The organism is Halocatena marina (genome assembly GCF_023276375.1).
GTDB lineage: Archaea > Halobacteriota > Halobacteria > Halobacteriales > Haloarculaceae > Halocatena > Halocatena marina.
Window position 1 is genome coordinate 2707479 of record NZ_JALLPK010000001.1, and the last position, 24722, is coordinate 2732200.

Here is a 24722-nt window from a genome sequence, read left to right on the forward strand (position 1 = left end):
TAAAACTCTCGAACAGATGACGCGCGTGATTCACACGGGCGATACGCACATCGGGTATCAGCAGTATCACCAGCCCGAACGCCGCCACGATTTCCTCGATGCGTTCGGACAAGTGATCGATGATGCGATCGACGACGAGGTTGATGCGGTCGTTCACGCTGGCGACCTTTTCCACGACCGACAGCCCGGCCTACAGGACATTCTCGGAACACTCTCACGACTCCGGCCGCTTGCAGCCGCCGACATCCCGTTCCTCGCTGTCGTCGGTAACCACGAATCGAAACGGGATGTTCAGTGGCTCGATCTGTTCGAGTCACTCGGATTGGCTGTTCGAATCGGACGAACGCCACACGTCGTTGGCGACACGGCCTTTTATGGAATGGACTTCGTCCCCCGTGCACAGCGTGCTGCGCTGGAGTACGACTTCGAACCTCACACCGCCGAACACGCTGTGCTCGTTACTCATGGACTGTTCGAACCGTTCGAGTACGGCGACTGGGCCACAGAGCAGGTGCTACAAGAATCAACGGTGTCGTTCGATGCAATGTTGCTCGGTGATAACCACACGCCAGACCGCACGGAGATCGACGGAACGGTGGTTACGTACTGTGGATCAACCGAGCGCGCGAGTGCGTCCGAAACTGACGAGCGAGGCTACAACATCGTTAGTTTTTCTGAAGAGTCTGACTCCCATCAGGTTCACATCTCACGGCGTGGCCTGGAGACACGCGAGTTCGTGTTCATCGATCTCGAACTCAAGTCCGGGGAAGGAATTGAGCGAATCACAGAACGTGTTGGCCAACACGATCTGACCGACAGCGTTGTTGTCGTCACGATTGATGGTGAAGGCGATCCTGTCGCTCCTGCTAGTGTCGAGTCGTTTATCGACGAACAAGGGGCGCTCGTCGCTCGTGTAACCGATCGGCGCGAACGAGATGACGAGGAGGAAATCGAGGCAAACTTCGCTGATCCGGATGAAGCCGTCCGCGAACGAGTACGCGATCTCGGGTTGAGCGTGGCCGCGCAGGGCATCGACGAAACCGTCCGGACGAACACCATCGCAGACGCGAACGTGGCGGATGAAGTCCAACGACGAGTTCAAGATCTCATCGACGACGCTGATGCGTTCGCTGTCGACACCGATGCACAAGCAAAGAGAGAAAACGGCGACGCAAACGACGGCGCTGCGGTTTCGGAGAGTACAGAGGAAGAGGCCGACGACGGGGAGACGGCAGCCGACGGAGGGGCTGAACAGTCGACAATGGGTGAGTACCAGTGAGATTCGAGCGGCTTCGGCTCATGAACTTCAAATGCTACGAAAACGTCGAGGTTCGTCTCGACCGTGGCGTGACGGTCATCCACGGACTGAACGGAAGCGGGAAATCATCGCTGTTGGAGGCGTGTTTCTTCGCGCTGTACGGATCGAAAGCGTTGGACGCCCGACTCGACGAGATCGTCACGATCGGTGCCGAGAAAGCGACTGTCGAACTCTGGTTCAAACACGACGGAGCCGAGTATCACATCGAGCGTCGCATCCACGTCCGAGACGAGAGCGCACGGACGACGAAATGCGTGCTCGAAACGCCCGACTCCGACGAAACTATCGAAGGTGCAACTGACGTTCGTAATCGAATTGGCAGCCTCCTCCGAATGGACGACGAAGCGTTCGTCAACTGCGCCTACGTTCGTCAGGGTGAAGTAAACAAACTCATCAACGCGACGCCGAGCCAGCGACAGGATATGATCGATGACCTCCTGCAACTCGGGCGATTGGAGGATTATCGTGAGCGGGCTAGTGACGCGCGCGTTGGCGTTGGGCGCGTCCGTGACAACAAAGAAGGAGAGCTGACGGGCCTTATCGACCAGATTGAAGAAAAAGAAGAGAGCAACCTTCACGCGCGCCTGAACGAGTGTCAGACAGAACGCACCGAAATCGTCGAAGAGATCGACCGCATTGAAACCAAGCGAGAGAAGGCGATTACGACGCGCGATCACGAGCAGCAGGTGATCGAAGAAGCCGACGAGCAGCGATCGAAAATCGAGACGCTCGCGGACGATATCGAAGACCTTCAGACGAGCATCGAAACGACCGAGCGCGAACGGAACACGATGAGCAAGCGCCTCCGTGAGGAACGCGAAAGCGTTGATGAAAAACGCGATCAACTTGAGGAAACGCTTGAAACGGTCGATCTCGACGGTTCTGACCCGAAAGTCGAAGAACGGATCGATACACTCGAAACACGCGATGAAGAGCTATTGGAGACGTTACAAGAGCAGCAGTTGAGCGCACAGGAACAGAGCAATCGAGCCACACAGCTTGAGGAGACAGCTGAAGAGCACGAACGACAGGCCGAAGAGGCAAGAGAGAACGTAGACGAACTCGAAACGACACTCGAAGAACGAAACGAGATCCTCACCGAGCGGCACGAGAAGTTAGAATCATTACGCACAAAGCGGTCTGAAAAACTCGAGCAGTTCGAGAGCGCACCCTGTGAGCTCGGCAGTGCGAGTGAGCACCGACAGACCGTCTCCAAAGAGCAGACGGAACTGCGCGAGCGCGAAGCCGAGCGACGAAGCGAGCTGAGTGCAGCACGAGACGCTGTGGAAGAGGCAGAGCAACTGCAGGCCGAAGGAAAATGTCCCGAATGTGGACAGCCTGTCGATGGCTCACCACACGTCGAGGCGATTGAAGAGCGCCGCGAACGCGTCCGTGAACTCGAATCGGCACTCGACACGATCGAGACTGAGCGAGAGGCTGCGGACGAACGGCTCAAGACAGCGGACACACTCGTCGAACTCGAAGCAGACATTGAACGGCTCGAATCGGAAATCGATACAGAAGAGCAGCTTATTGAGAACGAGAAAGCGTCCGTTTCGAAGGAACGTGACCAATGCGCCGAGCTACGAGAGACAGCAGACACCCACGTAGAGAAGGCACAAAAGAAGCGTGAGGAAGCAACCGAGGCCCGCGAACAAGCCGCGGACTGTCGATCGACCATCGGTGAGATCAACGCCGAACGCCAGACCGTCAACGAACGGATTGAACGACTCGAAACGATCGAATCCCTACTGGACGATATCGACACAGCAGAGACTGAGATAGAACGGCTCCGGACGCGACGGGAAGAACTCGAGGAACTGAACACAGAGCGCAGAGAGAGCGTTACAGAAAAGCGACAGCAGAAACAGGACCTCGAAGAGCAGTTCGACGAAGCGCGGATCGAGAAGGCCAAAGAGAACAAGACGGGGGCAGAGCGCTACATCGAATGGGCCGATGACAAGCTCTCTGATCTCGCAGAGAAACGCGACACGCTACAGGGACACATCGGAGCGATCCAGAACGAGATCGAGACGTTAGAAGAGCTGCGAGAGCGTCAAAAGGAGCTAACAGCGACCGTCGAGCGACTGACCGCACTGTACGAGGAGACCGAACAGCTCCAGACGATGTACGCGGAACTGCGATCCGAGCTGCGCCAGCGCAACGTCCAGAAGCTCGAACGATTGTTGAACGATACGTTCGGGCTGCTCTATCAGAACGATTCGTACGCACGAATTGAGCTCGATGGCGATTACGAACTAACGGTGTACCAGAAAGATGGAGAAGTCCTCGATCCCGAACAGCTCTCGGGTGGCGAACGCGCACTGTTCAATCTCAGCCTGCGCTGTGCCGTGTATCGGCTGCTTGCTGAGGGAATCGATGGAGCGGCACCGATGCCTCCACTCATTCTCGACGAACCGACGGTGTTCCTCGATTCGGGGCACGTCTCGAAGCTTTTGGATCTCGTCACATCGATGCGCGAGATCGGTGTCGAACAGATCGTCGTCGTCAGTCACGACGACGAACTCGTTGGAGCGGCTGACGACCTCGTGAACGTCGCAAAAGATCCGACAACGAATCGCTCGACAATCGAACGGCGAAAAGCACTCTCCGTATAAAAATCAGTCACACAACGCCGAGATCCCTTCACTCGCTTGTTCGGTCGTTTTGTAGCCGGGAACACCACCGATCGAGACTGTTTCGATGAGTTCAGCAGCGCGTAGCTCCGTGAGAAGCCCGTTGAGATCGCTTTCACAGAGATCGGAACACTCCATGAGGTCAACGGCGGCCATCGGTCCACGTCGGTCAAGAATTATTAACACACCGAGAGCGTGGTCACTCGACGCGACGCGAATGATTCGACGAACGGGAGCAGCGATCGCTTGTGCGGCGGTTTCGAGCGATGAGACACCAGTACATTCGAGTTTCTCGTTTTCGATGTAACGCTCGTCACCGGTCTCGGGGTCACGAACGAGCGAGGAACCGCTCGATCGTTTGATGAGAAGATATCGGCATCCGTCGTCGGTCCGGACCGTGCGCATACGTTACGTAGCAACCACAGGCCATTATCCGTTCTGATAGCTTCGGTACCGACGATACCCGACAATGAGTGCGAGCACGCCGACGGCTAAAATAGAGCCCCCGAATTGGAGGCGTCCCTGAAAGATGATAATCATCCCTCCAAGACTAGTTGCAAGCAGCCCGATTTTGGCCATGACGACAACAATCCAAAATGTCCGATACAGATCTGTGGAAACGTCAGACTCGGAGAAATCTGGCGGCTCGGGGATATCGACCTGCGGGCCAAGACTATCGGGATCGAACTCATCTGGTTCGTTCAGCCCGAGAGCGCTATCGTCTTCAGTCGGATCCACGAGTACACATATGGTTGGCGATTCACAAAAGACTCTCGTTGCCGTGTACTGATCTGTACAGTCACACGCAGAAATCAGGGATGAGAGGAGAGCTATGCGGCGTCGTCTAATCGAACAGTCTCGCGGGACTGCATCCACGCGAGCGGGTTGTCGGCATCGTAGAAGACGACACCCTCATCAGTTTCGTACGCCTCGGTCGATGCGATGGCGTTGGAAACGGCTGACTCAGGACGCGATTCGTCCGCACGATCCGGCGTTGACGGGACGTCATTGTCAGACATTGCCGTATTACATGGTAATCAATAGCACACTATATATCTTGTGGGCACACTCAAAGATTGCCGCAGCTAAATGACAACAGACTATATCGATGGAATCACTAGGATCAGCGGAGTTTTTACCCGCTCGCACCCATCGACGACTATGACCGAGAACGCACGTCTCACGGATTTTACTGGGGGTGATGAGAGCGATCGTCGACCGTCAGCGGAGGCTGAGGCGGTTGCTGGCAACGGCGGCGCAGTCGTTTCCCCGGACGTGGTCGATACCGCTGCGTACCGCTACCCTGATGCTGACGGCAGTGTCGACATCGCGGTCACACAAGTGGATTACACTATCGAAGGAAACGGTAGCGATGAGTTCCCAATTCTTCACGTGTTCGGACGGACGACAGACAACAAGACCGAGCACGTCCGCGTTCGAGAGTTTCGGCCGTATTTTTATACCCCAACGGAGTCGCTCGACGCTCCTCCGGAAACAGAGTACGATACGCTCACAGGAAGCGAGGACGGTTACGAGAGCATCCGTGGAGAGTCGTTAACGAAGGTCTTCGGACAGACGCCACGCGATGTGGGGCAACTGCGTGATCAGTTCGAACACTACGAAGCGGACATTCTCTTTCCCAACCGACTTCTCATTGATAAGGACATTACGAGTGGGATTCGCATCCCCAATCGACGCGCCGACGATGGGAGCATCGATATTCCCCATCAAGAGATCAAACCAATCGAGGTAGAGGCCGATCTCCGAGTGAATACGTTCGATATCGAGGTCGATGACCGCTCTGGCTTTCCGGAGGACGGCGAAGAGCCGATCATCTGTCTGACGAGCCACGACTCGTACGACGAGCAGTACATCGTCTGGTTGTACGAGTCACCAAACGGGGAACAGGGACCGGACGGACTCCCCGACTACGAACCTATTTCGGAGGACATCGACGCAGAGGTACGCCGATTCGAGAGCGAGGAACAGATGCTCACAGCGTTCCTCAATTACATCGAGAAAACCGACCCGGACGTACTGACTGGGTGGAACTTCGACGACTTCGACGCGCCGTATTTCCTCGATCGATTGGAAGAGTTGGGTGGAACAGACGGACTCAACCCGGATCGACTGTCGCGGGTGGACGAAGTCTGGCGCAACGACTGGCAGGGACCGAATGTGAAGGGTCGGATCGTGTTCGATCTACTCTATGCATACAAGCGCACGCAGTTCACCGAACTCGACTCCTACCGACTCGACGCTGTCGGTGAAGTCGAGCTGGGCATCGGGAAAGAACGCTATCCGGGCGATATTGGGACACTCTGGGAAGAAGATCCCGAACAGCTGCTCGAATACAACCTTCGAGACGTGGAGCTGTGCATCGAACTCGATCGAAAGCAGAGTATTATCCAATTCTGGGAAGAGGTCGCTACGTTCGTCGGTTGTAAGTTAGAAGACGCGACCACGCCGGGCGATGCGGTGGACTTGTACATTCTGCACAAAGTGTACGGCGATCTCGTGTTACCCTCGAAAGGGACTGTCGAGTCAGAGGAGTATGAAGGAGGCGCGGTCTTCGATCCGATCACCGGTCTCAAGGAGATGGTGAGCGTCCTCGATCTGAAGTCGCTCTACCCGATGGCGATGGTCACCATCAACGCGAGCCCCGAGACAAAGGTCGGCCCGGAGTTCGATGGTGAGGCGTACAAGGCCCCGAATGGAACGCTGTTTCGAAAAGAACCAGACGGGATCATCAGGGAGATGGTCGATGAGTTACTCACCGAACGCGACGAGAAGAAGACCCGTCGTGACGAACACGATCCGACGAGTGAGGCTTACAAGACGTACGACCGCCAGCAGGCAGCCGTAAAGGTCTTGATGAATTCGTTGTATGGCGTTCTCGCGTGGGACCGCTTCCGTCTCTACGATACGGAGATGGGCGCTGCGGTGACAGCAACCGGCCGTGAAGTGATAAAACACACCGAGAAAGCCGCGAACAAGATGGGAAAGGAGGTCGTGTACGGTGACACCGATTCAGTGATGACTGAATTCGGACAAGACATCTCGAAAGAGGCTGCCATCGAGCAATCGTTCGAACTGGCAGAGCAGATCAACGACTCGTACGACGAGTTCGCGCGCGAGACGCTCAACGCGACCGAGCACCGGTTTCAGATCGAGTTCGAGAAATTGTACCGACGCTTCTTCCAGGCGGGCCGGAAGAAGCGATACGCCGGACACATCATCTGGAAAGAGGGCAAAGACGTAGACGACATCGAGATCACAGGGTTCGAATACAAGCGTTCTGACATTGCGCCAGTCACAAAGGAAGTCCAGCGGCGGGTCATCGAACTCATCGTCACGAGCGAAGGCGAGGAGTACCGCGATGAGGTGACGGAGTACGTCCACGATGTCATCCAGCAGTTCCAAAATGGCGAGATTAGTGTCGAAGAGATCGGAATCCCCGGTGGAATCGGGAAGCGACTCGATAACTACGACACTGATACCGCACACGTCCGTGGTGCGAAGTACGCGAACGCAGTGCTCGGAACGAACTTCATGCGCGGATCGAAGCCGAAACGACTGTACTTAGACCGGGTTCATCCCGACTTCTTCCAGCGTATCGAGGGCAACGAGGGGATCAGTGCCAACGGCTCCGGAGACCAAGCGTACAACGAGTTCAAACGCAATCAGGACGTTATCTGCATCGAGTTCGCCGATCAGCTACACGATGAATTCCGTGTCGACTGGGACAAAATGCTCGACCGAACGCTCAGAGGACCCATTGAGCGCGTTCTCGAAGCTATCGGCATCTCGTGGGACGAAGTCAAAACCGGACACCAACAGATGGGACTGGGCGACTTTTGAAACCGAACTGAACACGAGATTCTCAGAGCATCACGTGAATATACACCACCCCCTAAGCCCCTATAAAACTACAGTAAACATGCGATAGGTTGCGTTTTCTTTTCTACTCGGGAAATTTTGTTTCCATAATCCAAATTCGATCACCAACGATACGAAAACATTATACGCGAGACGAGCCGAGCAACAGGTGACAAGGTACACCTATCATGGCACGATTAGAGATACGGAACCTTCATGCGAAGGTAAACGAAGATGGCGGTGAGACGATTCTAAACGGTGTCGACCTCGAAGTGTTGTCCGGTGAAATCCACGCACTGATGGGACCGAACGGCAGTGGGAAATCAACGATGGCGAAGGTCATCGCTGGTCATCCCGCATACGAGGTCACCGACGGCGAAGTGCTCATTCACCTCGACGAGAATGAGTTCGGAAACGGTGAGATTCCCGAAGACAATCGAACGTGGAATCTCCTCGAAATGGAGCCGAACGAACGAGCTGCCCTCGGTGTCTTCCTCGGATTCCAGTACCCATCTGAGATCGAGGGCGTCACGATGGTGAACTTCCTCAGAACGGCCCTGAACGCGAAAATCGAAGAGCGCGAAGAGCTGTTCGAGGAGGGCGAGAGCGAAGAAGAAGGAGAAGAAGAAGCCGGATACGATACCAGCCCGATGGAGGGCCCTGCGGACGATGGTGACGTTGGTGTCGCAGAGTTTCAGCAGCTCCTCAAAGAGAAGATGGAGCAACTGGACATGGACGAGAAGTTCGCACAGCGATACCTCAATGCGGGCTTCTCGGGCGGTGAGAAAAAGCAAAACGAAGTGCTGCAAGCGGCCGTTCTCGAACCGTCCGTTGCAGTGCTCGATGAGATCGATTCCGGCCTCGACATCGATCGGCTTCAAGATGTCTCGGCAGGGATCAACGCGCTGCGCGACGAACAGGGCGCTGGCGTATTGCAAATCACGCACTACCAGCGAATTCTCGACTACGTCGAGCCCGACCACGTCCACATCATGCTCGACGGTGAGGTCGTCATGAGTGACGGCCCCGAACTCGCCGTCAAGCTGGAAGACAAGGGTTACGACTGGGTCCGAGAAGACGTTTACGAGACAGCCTGATAAAGCCAGAGTTCCAAACCATACTTACAATGAGTTCAGAACAAGATCATCTTCAAGAGACCGACACGGAGGCTCGCTTCGAGTTCAAGAAGGAGCAGCGCTCGGCGTTTCAGACCGAGAAAGGTCTCACGGAGGAGACAATCCGTCTCATCTCCGATGACAAAGACGAACCTGACTGGATGCGTGACCGCCGTCTGCGTGCGCTCCGTCAGTTCCACGAAATGCCGATGCCGACCGACTGGCCCGGTCAGCCAGATTTGAGCGAGGTCGACATCGACGAGATTGTCCCGTACATCCGTCCCGACATCGATACCCGGGGCGGTGTCGACGATTGGGAAGACCTCCCCGAAGAGATTCAGGACACGTTCGATAAGCTCGGCATCCCAGAGGCAGAGAAAAACGCCCTCTCGGGTGTCGGAGCCCAGTACGAGTCCGAGATCGTCTACCAGAACATGCAAGAACAGTGGGAGGAGAAGGGTGTCATCTTCTGTGACATGGACAAGGCCGTCCAAGAGCACCCAGACATCGTTGAAGAGTACTTCATGACGAAGTGCGTGCCGCCAAGCGACAACAAGTTCGCGGCGCTTCACGGTGCAGTCTGGTCCGGTGGCTCGTTCGTCTACGTCCCCGAGGGCGTCACTGTCGAAATGCCCGTTCAGGCGTACTTCCGCATGAACAGCGAGGGAATGGGCCAGTTCGAGCACACGCTCATCATCGCAGAAGAGAACAGTGAAGTGCACTACATCGAGGGATGTTCTGCACCCAAGTACAGCCGCTTCAATCTCCACTCGGGCGGCGTCGAAGTCTTCGTCAAGGAGGGAGCACACGTCCAGTATTCCACTGTGCAAAACTGGTCGAAAAACACGTACAACCTCAACACGAAGCGAGCAATCGCCGAGAAGGACGCGACGATGGAATGGGTGTCCGGAAGTATGGGATCGAAGGCGACGATGCTCTACCCGTCGACGATCCTGAAAGGACCCGGAGCGACGGACAACCACATCACCATCGCGTTCGCTGGTGAAGGTCAGAACATCGACACCGGGGCGAAGGTGTACCACAACGCGCCGAACACGAAATCGACGATCGAGTCCAAATCCATCTCGAAGGACGGTGGCCGGACCAACTACCGAGGACTCGTCCACATCGCCGATGGCGCAGAAGGTTCGAGCACCGCTGTCGAGTGTGATGCGCTGATGTTCGACAACGAGTCCACCTCGGATACGATGCCGTACATGGAAATCGAGGAGTCGAAGGTAGACGTTGCACACGAAGCCACGGTCGGGAAAATCGGTGACGAGGACATCTTCTACCTCCAATCACGGGGACTGGACGACGACGACGCAAAGCAGATGATCGTCGCCGGATTCATCGAGCCGATCACCGAGGAACTGCCAATCGAGTATGCGGTCGAGTTGAACCGCCTCATCGAACTCGAAATGGAAGGGAGCCTCGGGTAGACGCACAATACAATGAGTACACAGGTACACGCACATCCTACGGAAAAGCAGGTACGGTCGATTAGCGAGGAACTCGGTGAACCGGAGTGGATGCTCGAGATTCGTCTCGAAGCACTCTCCGAACTCTCCGAGCTTGCGTTCCCCGATGTCATCAAGACACCGGGGCGTACGTGGACAGATCTCTCAGAGCTCGATTTCGAGTCACTCGTCGATCCGTTGGGCGCAACTGAGCAAAAAGACCGGATCGGACCCAACAACGTCGAGGTGCTGTCGTTTGCCGAGGCGATAGACGAGCACGAAACGCTCGTGCGCGAGCACTTCGGGAGCATCATCGATCCCCAAACGAACTATCTGACGGCGCTCTCGACGGCGCTCTTCACGACAGGAACGGTTGTCTACGTCCCAGACGGCGTTGATGCCGAGGACGTGACGATCCGAACGACGATGGATTCTCAGTCGCTGTTCAACTACACGCTCATCATCGCCGAAGAGTCCTCGTCGGTAACGATCCTCGAACGACAAGAAACCGGGAGTGACACGGAAACGACGGACGACACTTCCAGCGAGCGTTACTACAGCGGTATCGTCGAGCTCGCTGCTGGCGAGAACAGCTACGTTCAGTACGGATCGCTTCAGGATCTCTCTGAAGAGACGTACAACTACCAGCTGAAATGCGCGAGCACGGACACCTACGCGACTGCCAACTGGATCGACTGCAATATTGGGTCGCGGTTGACGAAGACGAGCGTCGAGACGGATCTCGACGGCGATTCTTCAGAGACGAAGATCGTCGGAGCGTTCTACGGTCACGATGACCAACACTTCGACGTTGACGCTCGTGTCTGGCACAACGACGAACAAACCACTGCGGATCTCGTTACCCGCGGCGTCATCGACGATCACGCTCGCTCGGTCTACGAAGGCGTCCAGAACGTCGGGCGCGATGCATGGAGCACAAGCTCCTACCAGCGCGAGAACACGCTGATGCTCTCTGATGAGAGCGAAGCCGACGCCTCTCCGAAGCTCATCATCAACAACCACGACACGGAGGCGAGCCACTCCGCGACAGTCGGACAGGTCGACGCCGAGGACCTGTTCTATATGACCTCTCGCGGAGTCGCCGAGCATCTGGCAAAGAACATGCTCGTCGAGGGCTTTTTCGTCCCCGTCTTAGAGGAAATCGAAGTTGACGAACTGCGTGAAGACGTGAGCGGACGAATCCGAGACCGTCTGCGAGCGCGGATGTAGCTGGAACCGGCACACCAACTCACGGAGACAGAGCGGACGAAGAACAGAGGACGGAGACCGAAGAAAGAGGGAACAACTTAACTTTCAGCATCTCCGATGCGGAGTATGAACGTAAACGCATCGCTGTCTGAACACTATCATATTATTCGACATGAGTGTCACGCGCGCCGTTGGGTCTGATCACCAACTTGCCCGGCTCTTGCAGATCGGGATGGTTCTCGAAGAGGTCGTTGAGGCGCGGGCGTACAAGCACGCGCAGGCGATGGACTCCGAACTCGAAGAGGATATCCTCGCATTGCTCGAACACGCTGCTGAGGAATCCGCGAACCACCGCACCGAGCTAGAGGCGTTGGTTGATGAACTCGAAGCTGATCCTGTGCCGTTCGACCAGATAGAGACGCTCGTCGAAGCCCGCTATGGCAAGACGAAACCAGAAGATTTTGACGGCATACTGTACGATCAGCTCTGCAACGAGGAGACAGCCTACAAGTTCTACGACGATGTGATCACGGCCATTGAGGCCTCTGATACGTCGTTTGGAATCGATCGCCAACGACTGATTACTGTACTCAGTCGTATCCGTGAAGAGGAAGCCGAGGGTGTCGAAGAAGTGACCACACTGATGGAGGACCGATAATGAATACGTCCGACCAGTACCTGAAAGCGATCTATCTTGTCCAGCAAGTCGAGAATGGACCCGCTTCGACGGGCCGCGTTGCTGATATGCTGGACGTAAGCCCCGCGAGCGCGAACGAAATGATCGGCAAGCTCCAAGAGCGCGGCTTTGCCGACCACGAGAAGTACAAAGGTGTCTCACTCACTGATGACGGGATTACCCGAGCGCGTGATGCGCTCCAAACGTATTGCATCATCGAACGGTTTCTCGTAGAAGTACTCGAAGTCGAACGGTTTCGCACAGAAGCACAAACGCTCGAAACGGTCATCGACAGCAACGTTGCAGAACGCCTCGATACAATCATCGACCGCGAACCACAGTGCCCGGACTGCTTTGGCCCCGAAACAGATGTCTGTGCGCTCTTAGAATGTGACATTACAGAAGCAGCGGATTCGGAAGTGGCCGATTGATCACAGCTAGAGTCCCGTCTGCTTGCATGCGAATTGCGTCGGCGATGTACACCACAGGAGCAAATTCAAGACGATAACCAACGAGTAGTATCGAGATCAACAGCCAGCGATTGCATACAAGGTCGTGTTATCGGCAAGATACAGACGTTCATCGGCTGGCACGAGGATTCGAAAGTCCAACATGTCACTCCCCTTGGGACCTCGATACGTGTTTATTAGACTGCCGTTGGCAGCGTCCAACACGAGTAATTCGTCGAGATAGAAACTATAGACGACACCATCAGCATGCGCCACGAGGGGCCCACCACCATACTCGCTGATGAACATTTCCCACTGAACGTCGCCACTTGCCCGATCAAGCGCGTACATCGTCTCACCAATAGCTGCATAAACGACGCCATCTCCGATGGCTGGCTGGCTAACGTTTTCAGATTGACCAGTCTGGAGCGGAGAGGACTCCTTGCTCCAAAGGATATCCCCTGTGTCGGCTGCTATCCCATACAGGGCTGTATTAGTGGCAGCAAAGACGTGTTCATCAGTCGCGATGAGACGTGGGAATTCGTGACTGAGCTTGGTTCTCCAGCGACGCTCGCCTGTCGCTGCATCCAATGCAATAACAAAAGATCCAGATTCAGGAGTCCCGCTTCCGACGTACAAGGTTTGATCAGCAACAGCGTGACGGGCTGTTGATCCGCCGATGTTACGCTGCCAGATTTTTGAACCGTCGGTTCGATCAAGGGTGAACAGCCGTGGTCCGGTTGCAAGATGGAGTCGTTCTGTCGTTGCCACCATGCCAGCCCCACTGTCTTCGACAGTCCACAGTTCCGTCCCGTCAGCAGCATCGAACGCACGGGTATACTGTCCACTCAGATAGACGGTCCCGTCGATACTAGCAGGTGGTCCGTTGTAGATATTTTCAGGGTTATCCATATCGACAGTCCAGCGTTTAGACCCTGTGGCGCGGTTGAGCGCGAACAATGTGGCAGTCCCATCGATATTATCGACAAAATACGCAGACGCTTCATCGATGACAGGATAGTTACTCGCTCCTTTAAACATCCAAGCAAGTGTGAACAGCTGTGTTGGTGGGGACGCACCCATCGCGGCACTCGTATTTCCAGGCCCGCGCTGGTACTGTGGCCAGAGATCGCTCGTCGGCCTCGATTGAACCGCTGTTGCCGAAGATAGTTGCTGGAAATTGTTTGATGTGTCTGCATGCGTAGATCCGATGATAGTAGTGCCACCGATAGTGCTGAGACTAGTTGAAACAAATGTACGACGATCAATCATCTTTCGTAATCCCCCATATCACCATATATACATCGCTCAGACATATACAAATTTTGTAACCATTAAATTAAATCGTGCATATTATGTAATAAGGTGCTGTTATTGGAATGGATGCCAGCAGAATTAGACGACCCATCTCCGCCAGATTCTCCTGTGGGTGGTGGACGTGAATACGGAGACAAATTCACCCCAGATGATGCCGATGAGGTAGTCAGCACGAAATCACAACTCCTCTCAGCACTCGAAGAGACAGAGTTCCGCTCGAAAGAGGACTCACAATATGTGATCTATATCGATAATAACTCGAAAATAGATATGACTGGTGAAAATTCACTTCCACTCGGTCATAATGTCACACTCGCAAGCGGCCGAGGAGTGGACGATGCTCGCGGAGCGCTCTTATACATTCGCCGAGATCAATGGGATACCAACCCGATTTTCAAATCGAGAAGGAATAATGTTAGAATATCTGGTCTTCGAGCTGAAGGTCCAAATACTCAGTACTTCGATCCGGGTCCTGTGGAAGAAATAAACAACCGGGCAACAGCGGGATTCTGGCTCTTCGGTGAGAACACTACGATCGATAATTGTCAATTGTATGGATGGACAGACGCGGCTATCGCCATTGGTGCGGCAACTCATATGCCACAAAACGCACGGGTTCGGTACTGTAGTATCCACAACAACCAGATGGAGGGCCTCGGATACGGCATTACCGTGTACAACGGTAATCCAACAATTGATATGAACTACTTCGATCGTAATCGCCACTCAATCGACGGGTTTGGCTTTGCAACGTGTGGATACAAAGCCACAGCAAATCTTGTTGGTCCTCATCCAGTCGATCATGCCTTCGACATGCACGCGCTCACAGAGAATATTAGTGATTATGAGGGTAATCTCGCAGGTGGAACAATAATCATAGAGAGAAATACATTCCAATTTAACACACATCATAGAGCTGTTGATGGGCAAGCTGAGGAAGCGGTCAAGATTCGGGGACGCCCAGATGATGGGGTGTATATTCGAAATAACCGATTCTATCACCTTGAAGAGCCGGAGAATCCGCATGTTCATGGACAAGCATATCAACAGAGGATGCCAGATCCTGATGCGATCGACGGGTGGGAGAACCTTTTTACGTCTGATAACCAGTTTGGGACGGCGGTTTGCGGTGAAATCGGCGTGGAAACGCCTGCACAAGCATCTCGGGAGCAATGGCACACCGTCTCTCTCCGTGGTGTCTATCAGGATCCAGTAGTGATGATGAAATCAGCTTCGTACAAAGATCCGGAGCCATGTCACATACGTCTTCGAAACGTCGAGTCGGACAGCTTCGAATTCCAGATTGGAAAATGGCTATATCAAGACGGATCGCACAAACCGGAATTTCTCTCCTATTTGGTTCTGGAAACAGGGACGCAACGAGCTAACAATGGAACATTAATTGAAACGGGGAAAACCAGCGTCAACCACGAATTCAAATCAATTTCATTCGAATCCGATTTCGATAGTCAGCCAGTAGTGCTCACTCAGCCACAAGTTGTGCAGGGAGCCCACCCTGCTGTTACGAGGAATAATAATGTGACAGCTGATGGCTTCGATGTTCGTCTTCAGGAAGAACAGCGGCTCTCGAATGGCGGACACCGTTTTGAACCCGTGGGTTACATGGCGTTCGAACAAGGTGTGATCAATTTGTTAAGTACTCGTCTAGAGGTTGGAAGAACCCCCACAGAGGTCACAGACGACTGGTATCGGGTGAACTTCAAAACCACGCGTGATACACCAGCATTCCTTGCGGATATACAGACGTTCAATGGAATAGACACATCCTATCCGAGATTTACTAATCTGAATAAATACGGAGTCGATATTAAGATCGATGAAGAGCAGAGCGCAGACAATGAAACAGTCCACAAATACAGCGAATCTGTCGGTTATATCGTCTCTGAGAAAAAGAACGGACTTATCTGAATAGACATTATTGGCAGTGTATCAGCCGATAATGCTATTTTCTGTAGAGGATCGCTGTCGCGGCAAAGATGTTTGATCAATCGATAGGGACAGTGGGAAAGCAAAGCCAGACAACTGACTCGACCCAACCTCGTCCCGTGACTACCGGGAGCGTACGATATGTTGTTTCACACCATCCGAACGATGGAAAGGGTAACGCTATTGTATACCGAGAGGTAATCCCAGCGTGAAGTCCCGTGGTGTAGTGGCCAATCATAGCGGCCTTTGGACATGATACGGTTCGTCCCTGTCATGGAAGTCAGCCGTTGACCCCAGTTCGAATCTGGGCGGGACTACTCCATATTCTGCAGCGTGTTCTGATTGTGCATTGCTGTCGTTCAGTTTCTACAAGCAAATACTGAAGCTGTCCGATTGGATGCGGATCGGGATTACTGGTGGACTGGGCTTCAAAGAACAGCAATAGACATGGAGACGAAACCAGTGGACTCTGGACTAGAGGTATGCTGCGTCCCAGCGTGTCGCTTTGCGTTGGTTGCCACAGTTATTACACTCTGCCCGACCCATTGAGTCCATTGCAATATCGAGACTGCTACAGTTCGAGCAAAAGTAACCGTACCGGTCAGTTCGGTCAGCATCGTTGTAGGCGACGAGGAACGGTGCAACGCTGCCACGCTCGGCGTCATCGTGATCGATATAGACCTCACCTGCGCCATTTTCGGTAGTGACGGACTCGATATCAGTGGGCTCGTCCTCGACGTAGATGTTCTCGACGTATTCGCTCCCATCGATCTCGATTCGTTCGTCGACAGCTCGTACGAGCCCGTGATCCTCGTAGAAATCGTTTCCTCCCGGATTGTCTCTGAGAACGCGTCCACGAAGCCGTGTGGCACCCATCTCCATCAGTCGATCGTAGATAGCGTGATAGAGACGGTTTCCGACTCCCTCACCTCGGTAATCAGGATCGACGTGTAGCCACAGGAGATCACCGTCGCCGCCTGGCTCGACGATATCGCCTTCAGCGAAGCCGACGACTTCGCCATCACGCTCGGCGACTAAGACGATCAGGTTGGGGTCATCGAGTTTCTCCGTCATCGTATCGACGTTGTACCATTGCTTGACAGCACTCTCGATCGTCTGGGGACTGAGTGTATACGAAGCTTCGAGCGATCGACGCGCTATATCGCGAATCGTCGTCCCATCCTCTGGTTTTGCTGGTCGGACGTCCATATTATGCTAATGTCCTTCATCAACAATAAACCCCACTGCCAGGGTGAAGATACTGTAAACGTCATTCGAGACGTCTAAGAGCCGTGTATAGCCGATCAATAATGAAAATGTAACAACACGACAAGTAGGTTATAATTACTCACTGGTCGGCACGTAGTACAGTCAGTTCCAGCCTATTCTATTTTATCCCGATCAATTGGATTTTCGACCAACGTAAACCTCAAGACTGTAACACCACTATAGACGAGCAATATGATTAATTCTCGGTATTGGGGGCGGTATTGTGGGGGTTGAGATACGCGAAAATCCCGTAACAGACGACGAGTTCGAGGAAATGAAACAGTTCGTCCATGATTATCTCGCTGCGAGTGTGGAAGGAGAAGACGACGGGGGCCGGATGCGCTGGTATCCGTGGCACTCTGCAGACTACCGGTACAACCACATCCTAAACGTCATCGATATTTCAACTCGGATTGCCGAGAAGGAGGGTGCGAACATCGATGTCGTTCGTGTGGCCGCGCTGTTTCACGACATCTCGAAGTTAGAAGTCGATCAGGACGTTCACGCAGAGGCTGGCGCTCGTGTTGCACGGGAGTATCTAAAGAGTCACGGCAACTATCCTTCGTCGTTCATCGACGAAGTGTGTGATTCTGTCAGAGCACATTCTTATCAGGGACCACTCATGGATCTCCCGCTCGAAACGCGCTGTCTCATCGAGAGTGATCTTCTCGATAAAGTCGGTGCAAACGGAATGGCGCTCATTCTTCTCCGGATGGGCTATGAAGCTCGCACCCACATGGACTGTTCTGAGATGATCGATCGCATCTTAGAGCGGGGCGAAGACGCGATCGATCGAATCGAGAGCGACAGCGCAGAGAGCATTGCCCACCAACGGCTCAAACGCGTGCGTTGGTTCCGTGAGTGGCTCGTCTCCGAAGTCGCCGAACTAGAACCAGACGGCGTCGACCACGAAGAGCGTTGAGCCGGAGAAAGCAAACGGTAGCCAGGCTCAGATAAACAGCCGTCGGAACGCATCGACGAGAAAGTAGACACCGAATCCTCCGAGAACGAGCGCACTCACACCGGTGATGAGTGGGGCGAGCGTTTGTACCCGACGCTCTGCGGCGACAAGGGTCACTGGAAAGCCCACGACCCAAACGACGATCCCACCGAACAGTCCGACGAGCAACACAGGACTCCCTGTCTGGACGACGAACTGTCCGGCAAGCGACTCTGACAGCGGTGCCAACACGTCCACTGTGCCAGGATCGAGCAGCGCAACGCCGGCCGTCAACCAAAAGAGAATCTGGTACGGATTGGTGACAGCAAGCACGAACGCTTTTCGAAATCCGCGTCCACTCGTGTCCTCACTACGAAAGCCATTATGAAGTTCGGTAGCCGTTTCGTAGGCGAAATACAACATGATGACGCCACCGACGGCGATCATCGTTGCTCGAAGAAGCGGCAGTCGCTCGATAACCGCAACGACGCCCAGCAGCGCACCTCCGAAAAAACAAAGATCAGCAGTCATCGCTCCCAATCCAGCACGAACACCCGAAACCCAGCCGTGGACGACGCTCTCTTCAGCAATAACGGCGTTCATCGGTCCTGGTGGAGCCGCAAGCGCTAATCCGAACACGACACCAGCAAAGAACGTCACGGGAAAATCCATCATCTTGCTATAGACGCGTGATTGTGAAAAATCACACGTACGAGCGTTCAGCTGCGTGGGAATCTGACGCACCCGATCAGAACCAGCCCAATACTAGTAGAACGTGAAATTCGTTGCGGTCTGAGTGAATCAGATTCCTTGACGCATCAGGTGACTCCGGAGAAGATCTGCGTCTTTTCGTCCTGCAGCGGTGTTGATGATGGCAATTGTATCACGTTCATCGAACTGCTCGTGCAGTTCCCACGCGCCGCTTGCTGCGGCTCCAGCTGAGACACCCATCTCGATCCCTTCGTGGCTTGCGACGGTGACAGCACTTTCGAGGATGGTTTCATCACTGGTTGCGATTGCTCCGCCGCCGCTCTCGCGGAGTGCATCGAGCACAAGTTCACTCCCGTTTGGATCCGGCCGTTCGAGATTGCCACACACAGTATCGGGAACCTCCCACGGATCGTGTGTGCTTGCGCCGGAGTCAAACGCCTCGACGATCGGCGCACAGGCCTCTGACTGGGCTGCATACAGCGGTGGAAGAGTGTCGATCAGTCCGAGATCCCGGAACTCACGGGCCGCCTTGGCCATCCCGACGAGAGCAGCGCTTCCCTCAAATGGATAGAACACGGCGTCGGGAACCTGCCAGTCCAGCTGTTCGAGAAGTTCGTACATGATCGTCTTCGCTCCCTCGTGGCGATAGGGCGTTTCGAACGGCTGGACCGAGTACCAGTCTTCTTCGACCATCGTGTCCTCGTACGCCGCTGTAGCATCGTTGATCCGTCCCTCGACAACGGTCATATCGCCGCCGTGGACGTTGATCATGGCTTTCGTAAGGAACGAAGATCGTGATGGTACGAACGCGTGACTCGTAATTCCGGCGCGGGCAGCGTATGCGGCCACAGATTGTCCGGCATCGCCTGCTGTAGCGAGGGCAACGTCAGTCGCTCCGTGCTGTCGCGCGGCCGAAACGGCGAGTGCACTCTCACGATCGAGCAACGTTCCCGTTGGATTTGTTCCCTCGTCCTTGATGACACACCGCTCGATTCCGAGCTCAGCTGCGAGTGTCGGACAGTCGATAATCGGGGTCCCCCCTTCGCCCAACGAGACGAACTCGTCAGACGGAATCGGAAGAAGCTGTTCGTATTTCTCCGGGCCAAACGACTGGGACTCGAGATCATCACGAGAGAGATCGATCGCTTCGTAATCGTACACCGGATCGAGAATTGCACCCTCTGGATGGTGGCTGGTCGTCGCGTCGAACAGCTCATCCGCTTCGGGACAGAGAACACCCCTGAATGCTGGCGTCGTTTCCATACCAGTGCTATCCGTCGGACTCAACTAAGCACTGTTGACACGCCCGAGAGAAACAACGGACCAAGAGATTCTGGCACGACACACCGAATGACCATACTTCTGGATGATGTGCAGGACACATCCATCCAGTCGGCTACTGTAACGGGTGCATCGTCAGGAACGACTCGTTCGTTGGGTCTGAGCACAGATCGAGGGTTAGGTAGTATCATCAGAGACGGTCGCATAGGCCTCATTCACCTGTTGGAACGCCTCAGGGTCGCCACCCATGTCGGGATGAACAGCTTTGACTTTTTTGCGGTACGCGGCCCTTATCTGCTGGTCTGTCGCATTCGATGGAAGACCGAGGACCGCAAGAGCAGCATCGGATTCGTCCACGGATGAGTCCTCATCAGATAGATCGAAAGTCGGTGTCTCGAACGGAAGACGGTTCCCGAGGTAGATCCCTGGCATCTCGTGTTCGACGAGAACTGCGTGCGTCGATGAGTGTTCGATGGCGTAGAATGCGCGGGCGTCGAACGTGATAGCAACGTCGCGGTTCGGGAGATAGAACTCGACAGGCTGTTCATCGATGAGATGGTCTTCGACGAACGGTTCATCGATTGCGTGGAGATACTGTCGAATTTCCGTCCGACGGCGACCCTCGCCACTTCTGACCGCCCCGCCGGTTGTCCGGTCGGGGAAAAAATACGCCCCGAGTATAAAGACGCCTGCGACGACAGCACTCACTATGAGTCCGAGGAGTATACCGGAGAGCAGCCAATCGGGGATGTCTACCGGGACCAGTTGCACAAGACACAGTTAGTGGAGCGAGCGTAAGAACTCCCCGATGCTACACGATCACACACATGAACAGCAACCAACGAACAGTGGATGGTGACAAATGAAACATGAGGATCAATGAGAACGTGTCTTCAGCACACTGCTGTCAGATCAACCGATATATCGCAAGTCGTCGTCGGTCGGTGCTGGTCCTTGTTCCATCTCCCGAATTTTCGTCACGACCTCTTCCATTTCCTCGGCGCGTTCTTCGAGTGACTCGTAGCCGACTTCGAAATCGAGAATAGTTTCGAGGACTTCGAGGACAGCCTGCGCGCTTTTTGGATCGACGAGATAGCCGCTTGTTTCACCCATGAGGCAGGCTGCATCGAGTCCACGGCGCTCGCCCATTCCGAGTAAGAGTCCGCTCACGCCGACGATCCCGCCAGCGGGTTCGTCCTCTCGGAACTCGACCGTATCGGACAGCTCCTCAATGAGCTCCGCAGAAGAGGCAGCACCAATGACGCTGTACTCCTCGATGAGCTCGCCTGTTGGGACGCCACCGAGTGTGAACGCGCGTTCGACGTCGTACTCCGCTGCGATGTCGAGAATCGAATCCGTGAGCCGGTAGTGTCCTGTCGAATCCTGTGCTTGGTGGTCACCAGTCAGCACAAGCAGATCAGCGTCGATAGCCTCGCCTGATTCTTGCTCGTCCTCTTGCAATGGTGTAGAGAGATCGACCGCGTGAAATTCGAGACACGCGAGCTGTGTACGTCCATCTTCGATGGTGACCTGTGGTGGGAAATGCTCCGAATACAGGCGGCTGATAAGTGTATTATTGAACTCCTCTAGTAGATGTTCGGCGGCGAGCTTGCCAACGTGACCGACACCAGGGAGCCCTTCGATAAGAACGGGAGAATTCATATCCGGTTGGGCAACCGTCTCGATATCGAACTCGTCCATGCAGCCTACTCGTGTGCTCGCCGCTTAAGTGCACGTCGGTACTCGCCGTAGCGGTCTGTGGGATCATACGGCGCTGGTGCGCTGTTGACCGCGTCACTACCACAGACAGGACAGGTCGAGGCGAGCGTGTACACTGGACCGTCGTGGTGCTCTTGCCATGACGCACAGACACGAATATCCGAAATCATCTCATACTACGATCTATTCTGGGTCTGTCGATTATTCTGCTTCAGTCTGTCGCTCTCGGTGGAAGTCTGCAGTTCCACCGCGCTCCTCAATGACTGCCCGCGCTCGTTCGACGGTTTCTGTAAGCTCATCCTCTGCAACTTTATACGACGGCGCGCGCACTTTGATGCGGTACTCTGGCGAACCGACGTACGTCACACCGAGTTCGACTTCGTCCGATACCTCTCCATTTCCTTCGGCACTCTCGAGTGCCGCACGAACATCATCGACGCCATTGGGATTAGACGAGCGGAGATGGACGTAGCCGGTCACCGTAACATACGGAACAGAGACGTTCTCGCGTGCAGTGTCGACGATAGTTGTGATCTCCTCGTCAGTGAGATCGGTCTCGGAGAGCGTGTCTTCGCCGTGGATCGCCGCCTGCTCGAAGCCCTCATACAGCGTACCGAAGACAGAGAGCAACTCGTTTGCGACCGTCCCGTACTGCTCGTCACTCACGTCCTCCCCGAACGCGAGGGTCATCCATTTGTCCGCCTTCTGCTCGTTTTTCCACTCTTGGATCTTCTCAGAGCGCTGGTGGTCGTTAACGTCCTTGACCGAGAGATCGATCTGCTGGGCACTCTCATCGACATCAAGCACTTTGCACACGACCGTCTCGCCCGTATTGACGTGGTCACGGATGTTCTTGATCCACCCGCTTGCTACCTCGCTGATGTGGACGAGTCCACGGCGATCTGTGTACTCTAATAGATCCACGAACACCCCAAAATCCTCGATTTCGTCAACCCGGCCGACGACGAGATCGCCCGGATCGGGCCAGCCTGTGTACTTCATGCATCTGGCTTACAGTCTGATGGGAATAAAGGCACCGTATACCACCAACGGCACCTCCTGAACGAAGTGGTTTGCCCAACTGGATCAACCACTGATCGAAGAATAGAACGGCTTGGTTCGATCAACCGCAGACCGATACCGACGCGTGAGAAGAGAGCCGATCAAGCGTGTTCTGCACGCCGTTCGACTGTCTCGGTGACCTCACCTTCGATGACGGCTTTGCCTCCTGTGGGCCGTGCTAAGACGTGTCCACAGACCGCGCACGCGACTTCGGTCGCAGCCTTACCGTAGATGATCTGTTCGTTCTCACAGTCCGGGCACGTCACTCGGTAGAAGCGTCCAGACATGGTTACTCCTGAAACTCCAGACGGCCTGCGCGCCATCCCTTTCGGAGGTGAGCTTTTCCACAGTCGCTGCACCGGTACTTCAGGTTCGTCTTTTTCGTCGGTTTGTCACCACTCGGAACCTTCGAGAACTTACCAGCGTTCCCGATTCCAGACTTCTGGCGCTTTCGTTGGCGACCCTGCACCTTCGTCATGCCTGAGGAGCGACCGCTCCGCACCTTCTCAACCTCGTGCTCATGGTGCGCGTTGCAATGCGGACAGTACGTCCGAAATCGACGTGGCATCTGCATGGTTGTTGAATCACTATTATCGACGCCACATTAAAACGCGTTTGGTTCGGAGCAGCCAGTCGATCAGATCAGACAGTTTCCTCTTACCTTCGATCACGCTGTCCGCCGTAGTGTCTGATTGTCCTGGCTAGAGAACAAATGTCGACATACATGACCATATTCAATCAATAGTATATATAGTTGAATTATTTAGTATATTATAATATTTTATATAATTACGAAATAATTAATATCTGCAATATTCTTGATTTTTTTGATGCGAGAGAAACTACTTCGGCGGAGAACGTTCCTTAAACAGACAAGTGGAGCCGCAGCAGGGATTGTAGCACTACGGTCTACGAGTTCCTCGGCGCAGGGAGCAACACCGATTCCGGTGATCTCGACTCGTGGTCACTTCGACGACAGCGGATCCCTCACAGGTGGACATTCAGCGACTGGCTACGACACCGACGGGACAGTTCCAGGTGTCGACACTGGTTGTGCAAGCGACTTGCTCGTCTTCGCACACGGCTGGACCAAGGACGCCACAGACGACGAAGCAAAACAGGCTGCAGAGGCGAAAATCGAACACGCTGATGCGTCGCTCGGCGGAGCGGGGTACGGCGGGACTGTCGTCGGTTACTCGTGGGACAACAACAAAGGTGGCGGCGTGGACTTCGGCTGGGGTGAAGCACAGAGCATCGCACAGCAGAACGGTTCGAAACTCGCCCAGTTCTGTCTCGATTACAAGTACTCGTGTGGCGGAACGCTTCGTCTTGCCAGTCATTCGCTTGGAGCACAGGTCGTGTTCAGCACACTTCGGGTGCTCAATGCAACTTCATATTGGAACGACAACGGCTACCAGATCGATTCAGCGCACTTCCTCGGGGCGGCGACCGACAACGAAGTACCATCCCAAGAGGACATGGATAGCTACAACGCGGTTGCTAACGAAACGGTCGGGACGTTCAACTACTACAGCGAAGAGGACGACACACTGGAGTGGATTTACAACACCATCGAGTTCGACCAAGCACTCGGTGAGACAGGAGTCGAAGACGGCAACACGCCGCCTCCGAACTACACCGACTTCGACGCGACTGGGCAAGTCGGTAACAACCACTCGGGCTATCTTGACAACGTTTCCGACGAAGTTGTGGCCCACATCAACACGGTCTAGC

24 protein-coding genes and 1 tRNA gene are annotated in these 24722 nt (G+C 54.6%); 12 read left to right on the plus strand and 13 right to left on the minus strand.

Annotation, left to right across the window (positions count from 1 at the left end; all coding sequences use genetic code 11):
• The first annotated feature begins 16 nt into the window (after window positions 1–16).
• Both mre11 and rad50 read left to right on the plus strand, forming a co-directional pair.
• A complete protein-coding gene (mre11, locus tag MW898_RS12530; protein WP_248907781.1) occupies window positions 17–1279 on the plus strand; it encodes a DNA double-strand break repair protein Mre11 in 1263 nt (420 codons plus the stop codon).
• Window positions 1276–3936: a DNA double-strand break repair ATPase Rad50 gene (rad50, locus tag MW898_RS12535; protein WP_248907782.1), complete on the plus strand. Its 2661-nt coding sequence runs from the start codon at window positions 1276–1278 to the stop codon at window positions 3934–3936. The genes mre11 and rad50 overlap by 4 nt, the downstream gene beginning before the upstream one ends.
• Before the next feature lie 3 nt (window positions 3937–3939).
• On the opposite strand, the gene MW898_RS12540 is transcribed toward rad50, so the two are convergent.
• From MW898_RS12540 to MW898_RS12550, 3 genes are all read right to left on the minus strand, one after another.
• Window positions 3940–4359 (minus strand): DUF7346 family protein, encoded by a 420-nt coding sequence (locus MW898_RS12540; protein ID WP_248907784.1) that lies wholly within the window; start codon window positions 4357–4359, stop codon window positions 3940–3942.
• A gap of 24 nt (window positions 4360–4383) precedes the next feature.
• Window positions 4384–4692, minus strand: a complete 309-nt coding sequence (locus MW898_RS12545; RefSeq protein WP_248907786.1) for a DUF7322 domain-containing protein — start codon at window positions 4690–4692, stop codon at window positions 4384–4386.
• A 92-nt stretch (window positions 4693–4784) separates the two neighbouring features.
• The gene (locus tag MW898_RS12550; RefSeq protein WP_248907788.1) at window positions 4785–4973 is read right to left on the minus strand and encodes a DUF7331 family protein; all 189 of its coding nucleotides are present in this window, start codon (window positions 4971–4973) and stop codon (window positions 4785–4787) included.
• A 142-nt stretch (window positions 4974–5115) separates the two neighbouring features.
• Between MW898_RS12550 and MW898_RS12555 the strand changes: the two genes are divergently transcribed.
• The 6 genes from MW898_RS12555 to MW898_RS12580 all read left to right on the plus strand — a co-directional run bounded on the left by MW898_RS12555 (window position 5116) and on the right by MW898_RS12580 (window position 12724).
• On the plus strand, window positions 5116–7815 hold the full coding sequence (locus MW898_RS12555) for a DNA-directed DNA polymerase (protein WP_248907790.1): 2700 nt from the start codon (window positions 5116–5118) through the stop codon (window positions 7813–7815).
• 206 nt (window positions 7816–8021) lie between these two features.
• Window positions 8022–8930 carry an ABC transporter ATP-binding protein gene (locus MW898_RS12560; protein WP_248907792.1) on the plus strand — a complete coding sequence of 303 codons (909 nt, stop codon included), beginning with the start codon at window positions 8022–8024 and terminating at the stop codon, window positions 8928–8930.
• Between the two features lie 29 nt (window positions 8931–8959).
• Window positions 8960–10390 carry a Fe-S cluster assembly protein SufB gene (gene sufB, locus MW898_RS12565; protein ID WP_248907807.1) on the plus strand — a complete coding sequence of 477 codons (1431 nt, stop codon included), beginning with the start codon at window positions 8960–8962 and terminating at the stop codon, window positions 10388–10390.
• A gap of 12 nt (window positions 10391–10402) precedes the next feature.
• Window positions 10403–11638 carry a Fe-S cluster assembly protein SufD gene (sufD, locus tag MW898_RS12570; RefSeq protein WP_248907809.1) on the plus strand — a complete coding sequence of 412 codons (1236 nt, stop codon included), beginning with the start codon at window positions 10403–10405 and terminating at the stop codon, window positions 11636–11638.
• 151 nt (window positions 11639–11789) lie between these two features.
• A complete protein-coding gene (locus MW898_RS12575) occupies window positions 11790–12275 on the plus strand; it encodes a ferritin-like domain-containing protein (RefSeq protein ID WP_248907811.1) in 486 nt (161 codons plus the stop codon).
• Window positions 12275–12724: a metal-dependent transcriptional regulator gene (locus tag MW898_RS12580; RefSeq protein WP_248907812.1), complete on the plus strand. Its 450-nt coding sequence runs from the start codon at window positions 12275–12277 to the stop codon at window positions 12722–12724. Before MW898_RS12575 ends, MW898_RS12580 begins: the two co-directional genes overlap by 1 nt.
• Window positions 12725–12820: 96 nt before the next feature.
• Here MW898_RS12580 and MW898_RS12585 read toward each other — a convergent pair whose 3' ends face one another.
• Window positions 12821–14014 (minus strand): outer membrane protein assembly factor BamB family protein, encoded by a 1194-nt coding sequence (locus tag MW898_RS12585; RefSeq protein ID WP_248907814.1) that lies wholly within the window; start codon window positions 14012–14014, stop codon window positions 12821–12823.
• A 111-nt stretch (window positions 14015–14125) separates the two neighbouring features.
• Between MW898_RS12585 and MW898_RS12590 the strand changes: the two genes are divergently transcribed.
• Both MW898_RS12590 and MW898_RS12595 read left to right on the plus strand, forming a co-directional pair.
• The gene (locus MW898_RS12590) at window positions 14126–15988 is read left to right on the plus strand and encodes a right-handed parallel beta-helix repeat-containing protein (protein ID WP_248907816.1); all 1863 of its coding nucleotides are present in this window, start codon (window positions 14126–14128) and stop codon (window positions 15986–15988) included.
• A 230-nt stretch (window positions 15989–16218) separates the two neighbouring features.
• Window positions 16219–16323: transfer RNA gene (locus MW898_RS12595), tRNA-Gln, on the plus strand.
• Window positions 16324–16480: 157 nt separating this feature from the next.
• Here MW898_RS12595 and MW898_RS12600 read toward each other — a convergent pair.
• Window positions 16481–17215 (minus strand): GNAT family N-acetyltransferase, encoded by a 735-nt coding sequence (locus MW898_RS12600; protein ID WP_248907818.1) that lies wholly within the window; start codon window positions 17213–17215, stop codon window positions 16481–16483.
• Between the two features lie 283 nt (window positions 17216–17498).
• On the opposite strand from MW898_RS12600, the gene MW898_RS12605 reads away from it, so the two are divergent.
• Window positions 17499–18197 (plus strand): HD domain-containing protein, encoded by a 699-nt coding sequence (locus MW898_RS12605; RefSeq protein WP_248907820.1) that lies wholly within the window; start codon window positions 17499–17501, stop codon window positions 18195–18197.
• Window positions 18198–18224: 27 nt separating this feature from the next.
• Here MW898_RS12605 and MW898_RS12610 read toward each other — a convergent pair whose 3' ends face one another.
• From MW898_RS12610 to MW898_RS12645, 8 genes are all read right to left on the minus strand, one after another.
• Window positions 18225–18887, minus strand: a complete 663-nt coding sequence (locus MW898_RS12610; protein ID WP_368409092.1) for a LysE family translocator — start codon at window positions 18885–18887, stop codon at window positions 18225–18227.
• A 129-nt stretch (window positions 18888–19016) separates the two neighbouring features.
• Window positions 19017–20189, minus strand: coding sequence for a threonine synthase (locus MW898_RS12615; protein WP_248907824.1), 1173 nt, complete (start codon window positions 20187–20189; stop codon window positions 19017–19019).
• A 195-nt stretch (window positions 20190–20384) separates the two neighbouring features.
• The gene (locus MW898_RS12620) at window positions 20385–20978 is read right to left on the minus strand and encodes a J domain-containing protein (RefSeq protein ID WP_248907826.1); all 594 of its coding nucleotides are present in this window, start codon (window positions 20976–20978) and stop codon (window positions 20385–20387) included.
• Between the two features lie 141 nt (window positions 20979–21119).
• On the minus strand, window positions 21120–21908 hold the full coding sequence (locus tag MW898_RS12625; RefSeq protein WP_248907828.1) for a proteasome assembly chaperone family protein: 789 nt from the start codon (window positions 21906–21908) through the stop codon (window positions 21120–21122).
• Window positions 21909–21913: 5 nt separating this feature from the next.
• Window positions 21914–22096 (minus strand): RNA-protein complex protein Nop10, encoded by a 183-nt coding sequence (locus MW898_RS12630; RefSeq protein ID WP_248907837.1) that lies wholly within the window; start codon window positions 22094–22096, stop codon window positions 21914–21916.
• 31 nt (window positions 22097–22127) lie between these two features.
• Window positions 22128–22928: a translation initiation factor IF-2 subunit alpha gene (locus MW898_RS12635; protein WP_248907839.1), complete on the minus strand. Its 801-nt coding sequence runs from the start codon at window positions 22926–22928 to the stop codon at window positions 22128–22130.
• Window positions 22929–23089: 161 nt separating this feature from the next.
• Window positions 23090–23275, minus strand: coding sequence for a 30S ribosomal protein S27e (locus MW898_RS12640; protein WP_248907841.1), 186 nt, complete (start codon window positions 23273–23275; stop codon window positions 23090–23092).
• A gap of 2 nt (window positions 23276–23277) precedes the next feature.
• Window positions 23278–23562 (minus strand): 50S ribosomal protein L44e, encoded by a 285-nt coding sequence (locus tag MW898_RS12645; RefSeq protein WP_248907843.1) that lies wholly within the window; start codon window positions 23560–23562, stop codon window positions 23278–23280.
• Window positions 23563–23818: 256 nt separating this feature from the next.
• On the opposite strand from MW898_RS12645, the gene MW898_RS12650 reads away from it, so the two are divergent.
• Entirely contained in the window at window positions 23819–24721 is a 903-nt protein-coding gene (locus MW898_RS12650; RefSeq protein WP_248907845.1) for a hypothetical protein, read from the plus strand.
• Window position 24722: the final 1 nt, after the last annotated feature.

Bases quoted from the DNA above. Each gene is read 5' to 3' on its own strand.
- mre11 (WP_248907781.1), top strand. From the start codon at position 17: ATGACGCGCGTGATTCACACGGGCGATACGCACATCGGGTATCAGCAG.
- MW898_RS12540 (WP_248907784.1), bottom strand. From the start codon at position 4,359: ATGCGCACGGTCCGGACCGACGACGGATGCCGATATCTTCTCATCAAA.
- MW898_RS12550 (WP_248907788.1), bottom strand. From the start codon at position 4,973: ATGTCTGACAATGACGTCCCGTCAACGCCGGATCGTGCGGACGAATCG.
- MW898_RS12555 (WP_248907790.1), top strand. From the start codon at position 5,116: ATGACCGAGAACGCACGTCTCACGGATTTTACTGGGGGTGATGAGAGC.
- MW898_RS12560 (WP_248907792.1), top strand. From the start codon at position 8,022: ATGGCACGATTAGAGATACGGAACCTTCATGCGAAGGTAAACGAAGAT.
- sufB (WP_248907807.1), top strand. From the start codon at position 8,960: ATGAGTTCAGAACAAGATCATCTTCAAGAGACCGACACGGAGGCTCGC.
- sufD (WP_248907809.1), top strand. From the start codon at position 10,403: ATGAGTACACAGGTACACGCACATCCTACGGAAAAGCAGGTACGGTCG.
- MW898_RS12575 (WP_248907811.1), top strand. From the start codon at position 11,790: ATGAGTGTCACGCGCGCCGTTGGGTCTGATCACCAACTTGCCCGGCTC.
- MW898_RS12580 (WP_248907812.1), top strand. From the start codon at position 12,275: ATGAATACGTCCGACCAGTACCTGAAAGCGATCTATCTTGTCCAGCAA.
- MW898_RS12585 (WP_248907814.1), bottom strand. From the start codon at position 14,014: ATGATTGATCGTCGTACATTTGTTTCAACTAGTCTCAGCACTATCGGT.
- MW898_RS12590 (WP_248907816.1), top strand. From the start codon at position 14,126: ATGCCAGCAGAATTAGACGACCCATCTCCGCCAGATTCTCCTGTGGGT.
- MW898_RS12600 (WP_248907818.1), bottom strand. From the start codon at position 17,215: ATGGACGTCCGACCAGCAAAACCAGAGGATGGGACGACGATTCGCGAT.
- MW898_RS12610 (WP_368409092.1), bottom strand. From the start codon at position 18,887: ATGGATTTTCCCGTGACGTTCTTTGCTGGTGTCGTGTTCGGATTAGCG.
- MW898_RS12615 (WP_248907824.1), bottom strand. From the start codon at position 20,189: ATGGAAACGACGCCAGCATTCAGGGGTGTTCTCTGTCCCGAAGCGGAT.
- MW898_RS12625 (WP_248907828.1), bottom strand. From the start codon at position 21,908: ATGGACGAGTTCGATATCGAGACGGTTGCCCAACCGGATATGAATTCT.
- MW898_RS12630 (WP_248907837.1), bottom strand. From the start codon at position 22,096: ATGATTTCGGATATTCGTGTCTGTGCGTCATGGCAAGAGCACCACGAC.
- MW898_RS12635 (WP_248907839.1), bottom strand. From the start codon at position 22,928: ATGAAGTACACAGGCTGGCCCGATCCGGGCGATCTCGTCGTCGGCCGG.
- MW898_RS12640 (WP_248907841.1), bottom strand. From the start codon at position 23,275: ATGTCTGGACGCTTCTACCGAGTGACGTGCCCGGACTGTGAGAACGAA.
- MW898_RS12645 (WP_248907843.1), bottom strand. From the start codon at position 23,562: ATGCAGATGCCACGTCGATTTCGGACGTACTGTCCGCATTGCAACGCG.
- MW898_RS12650 (WP_248907845.1), top strand. From the start codon at position 23,819: ATGCGAGAGAAACTACTTCGGCGGAGAACGTTCCTTAAACAGACAAGT.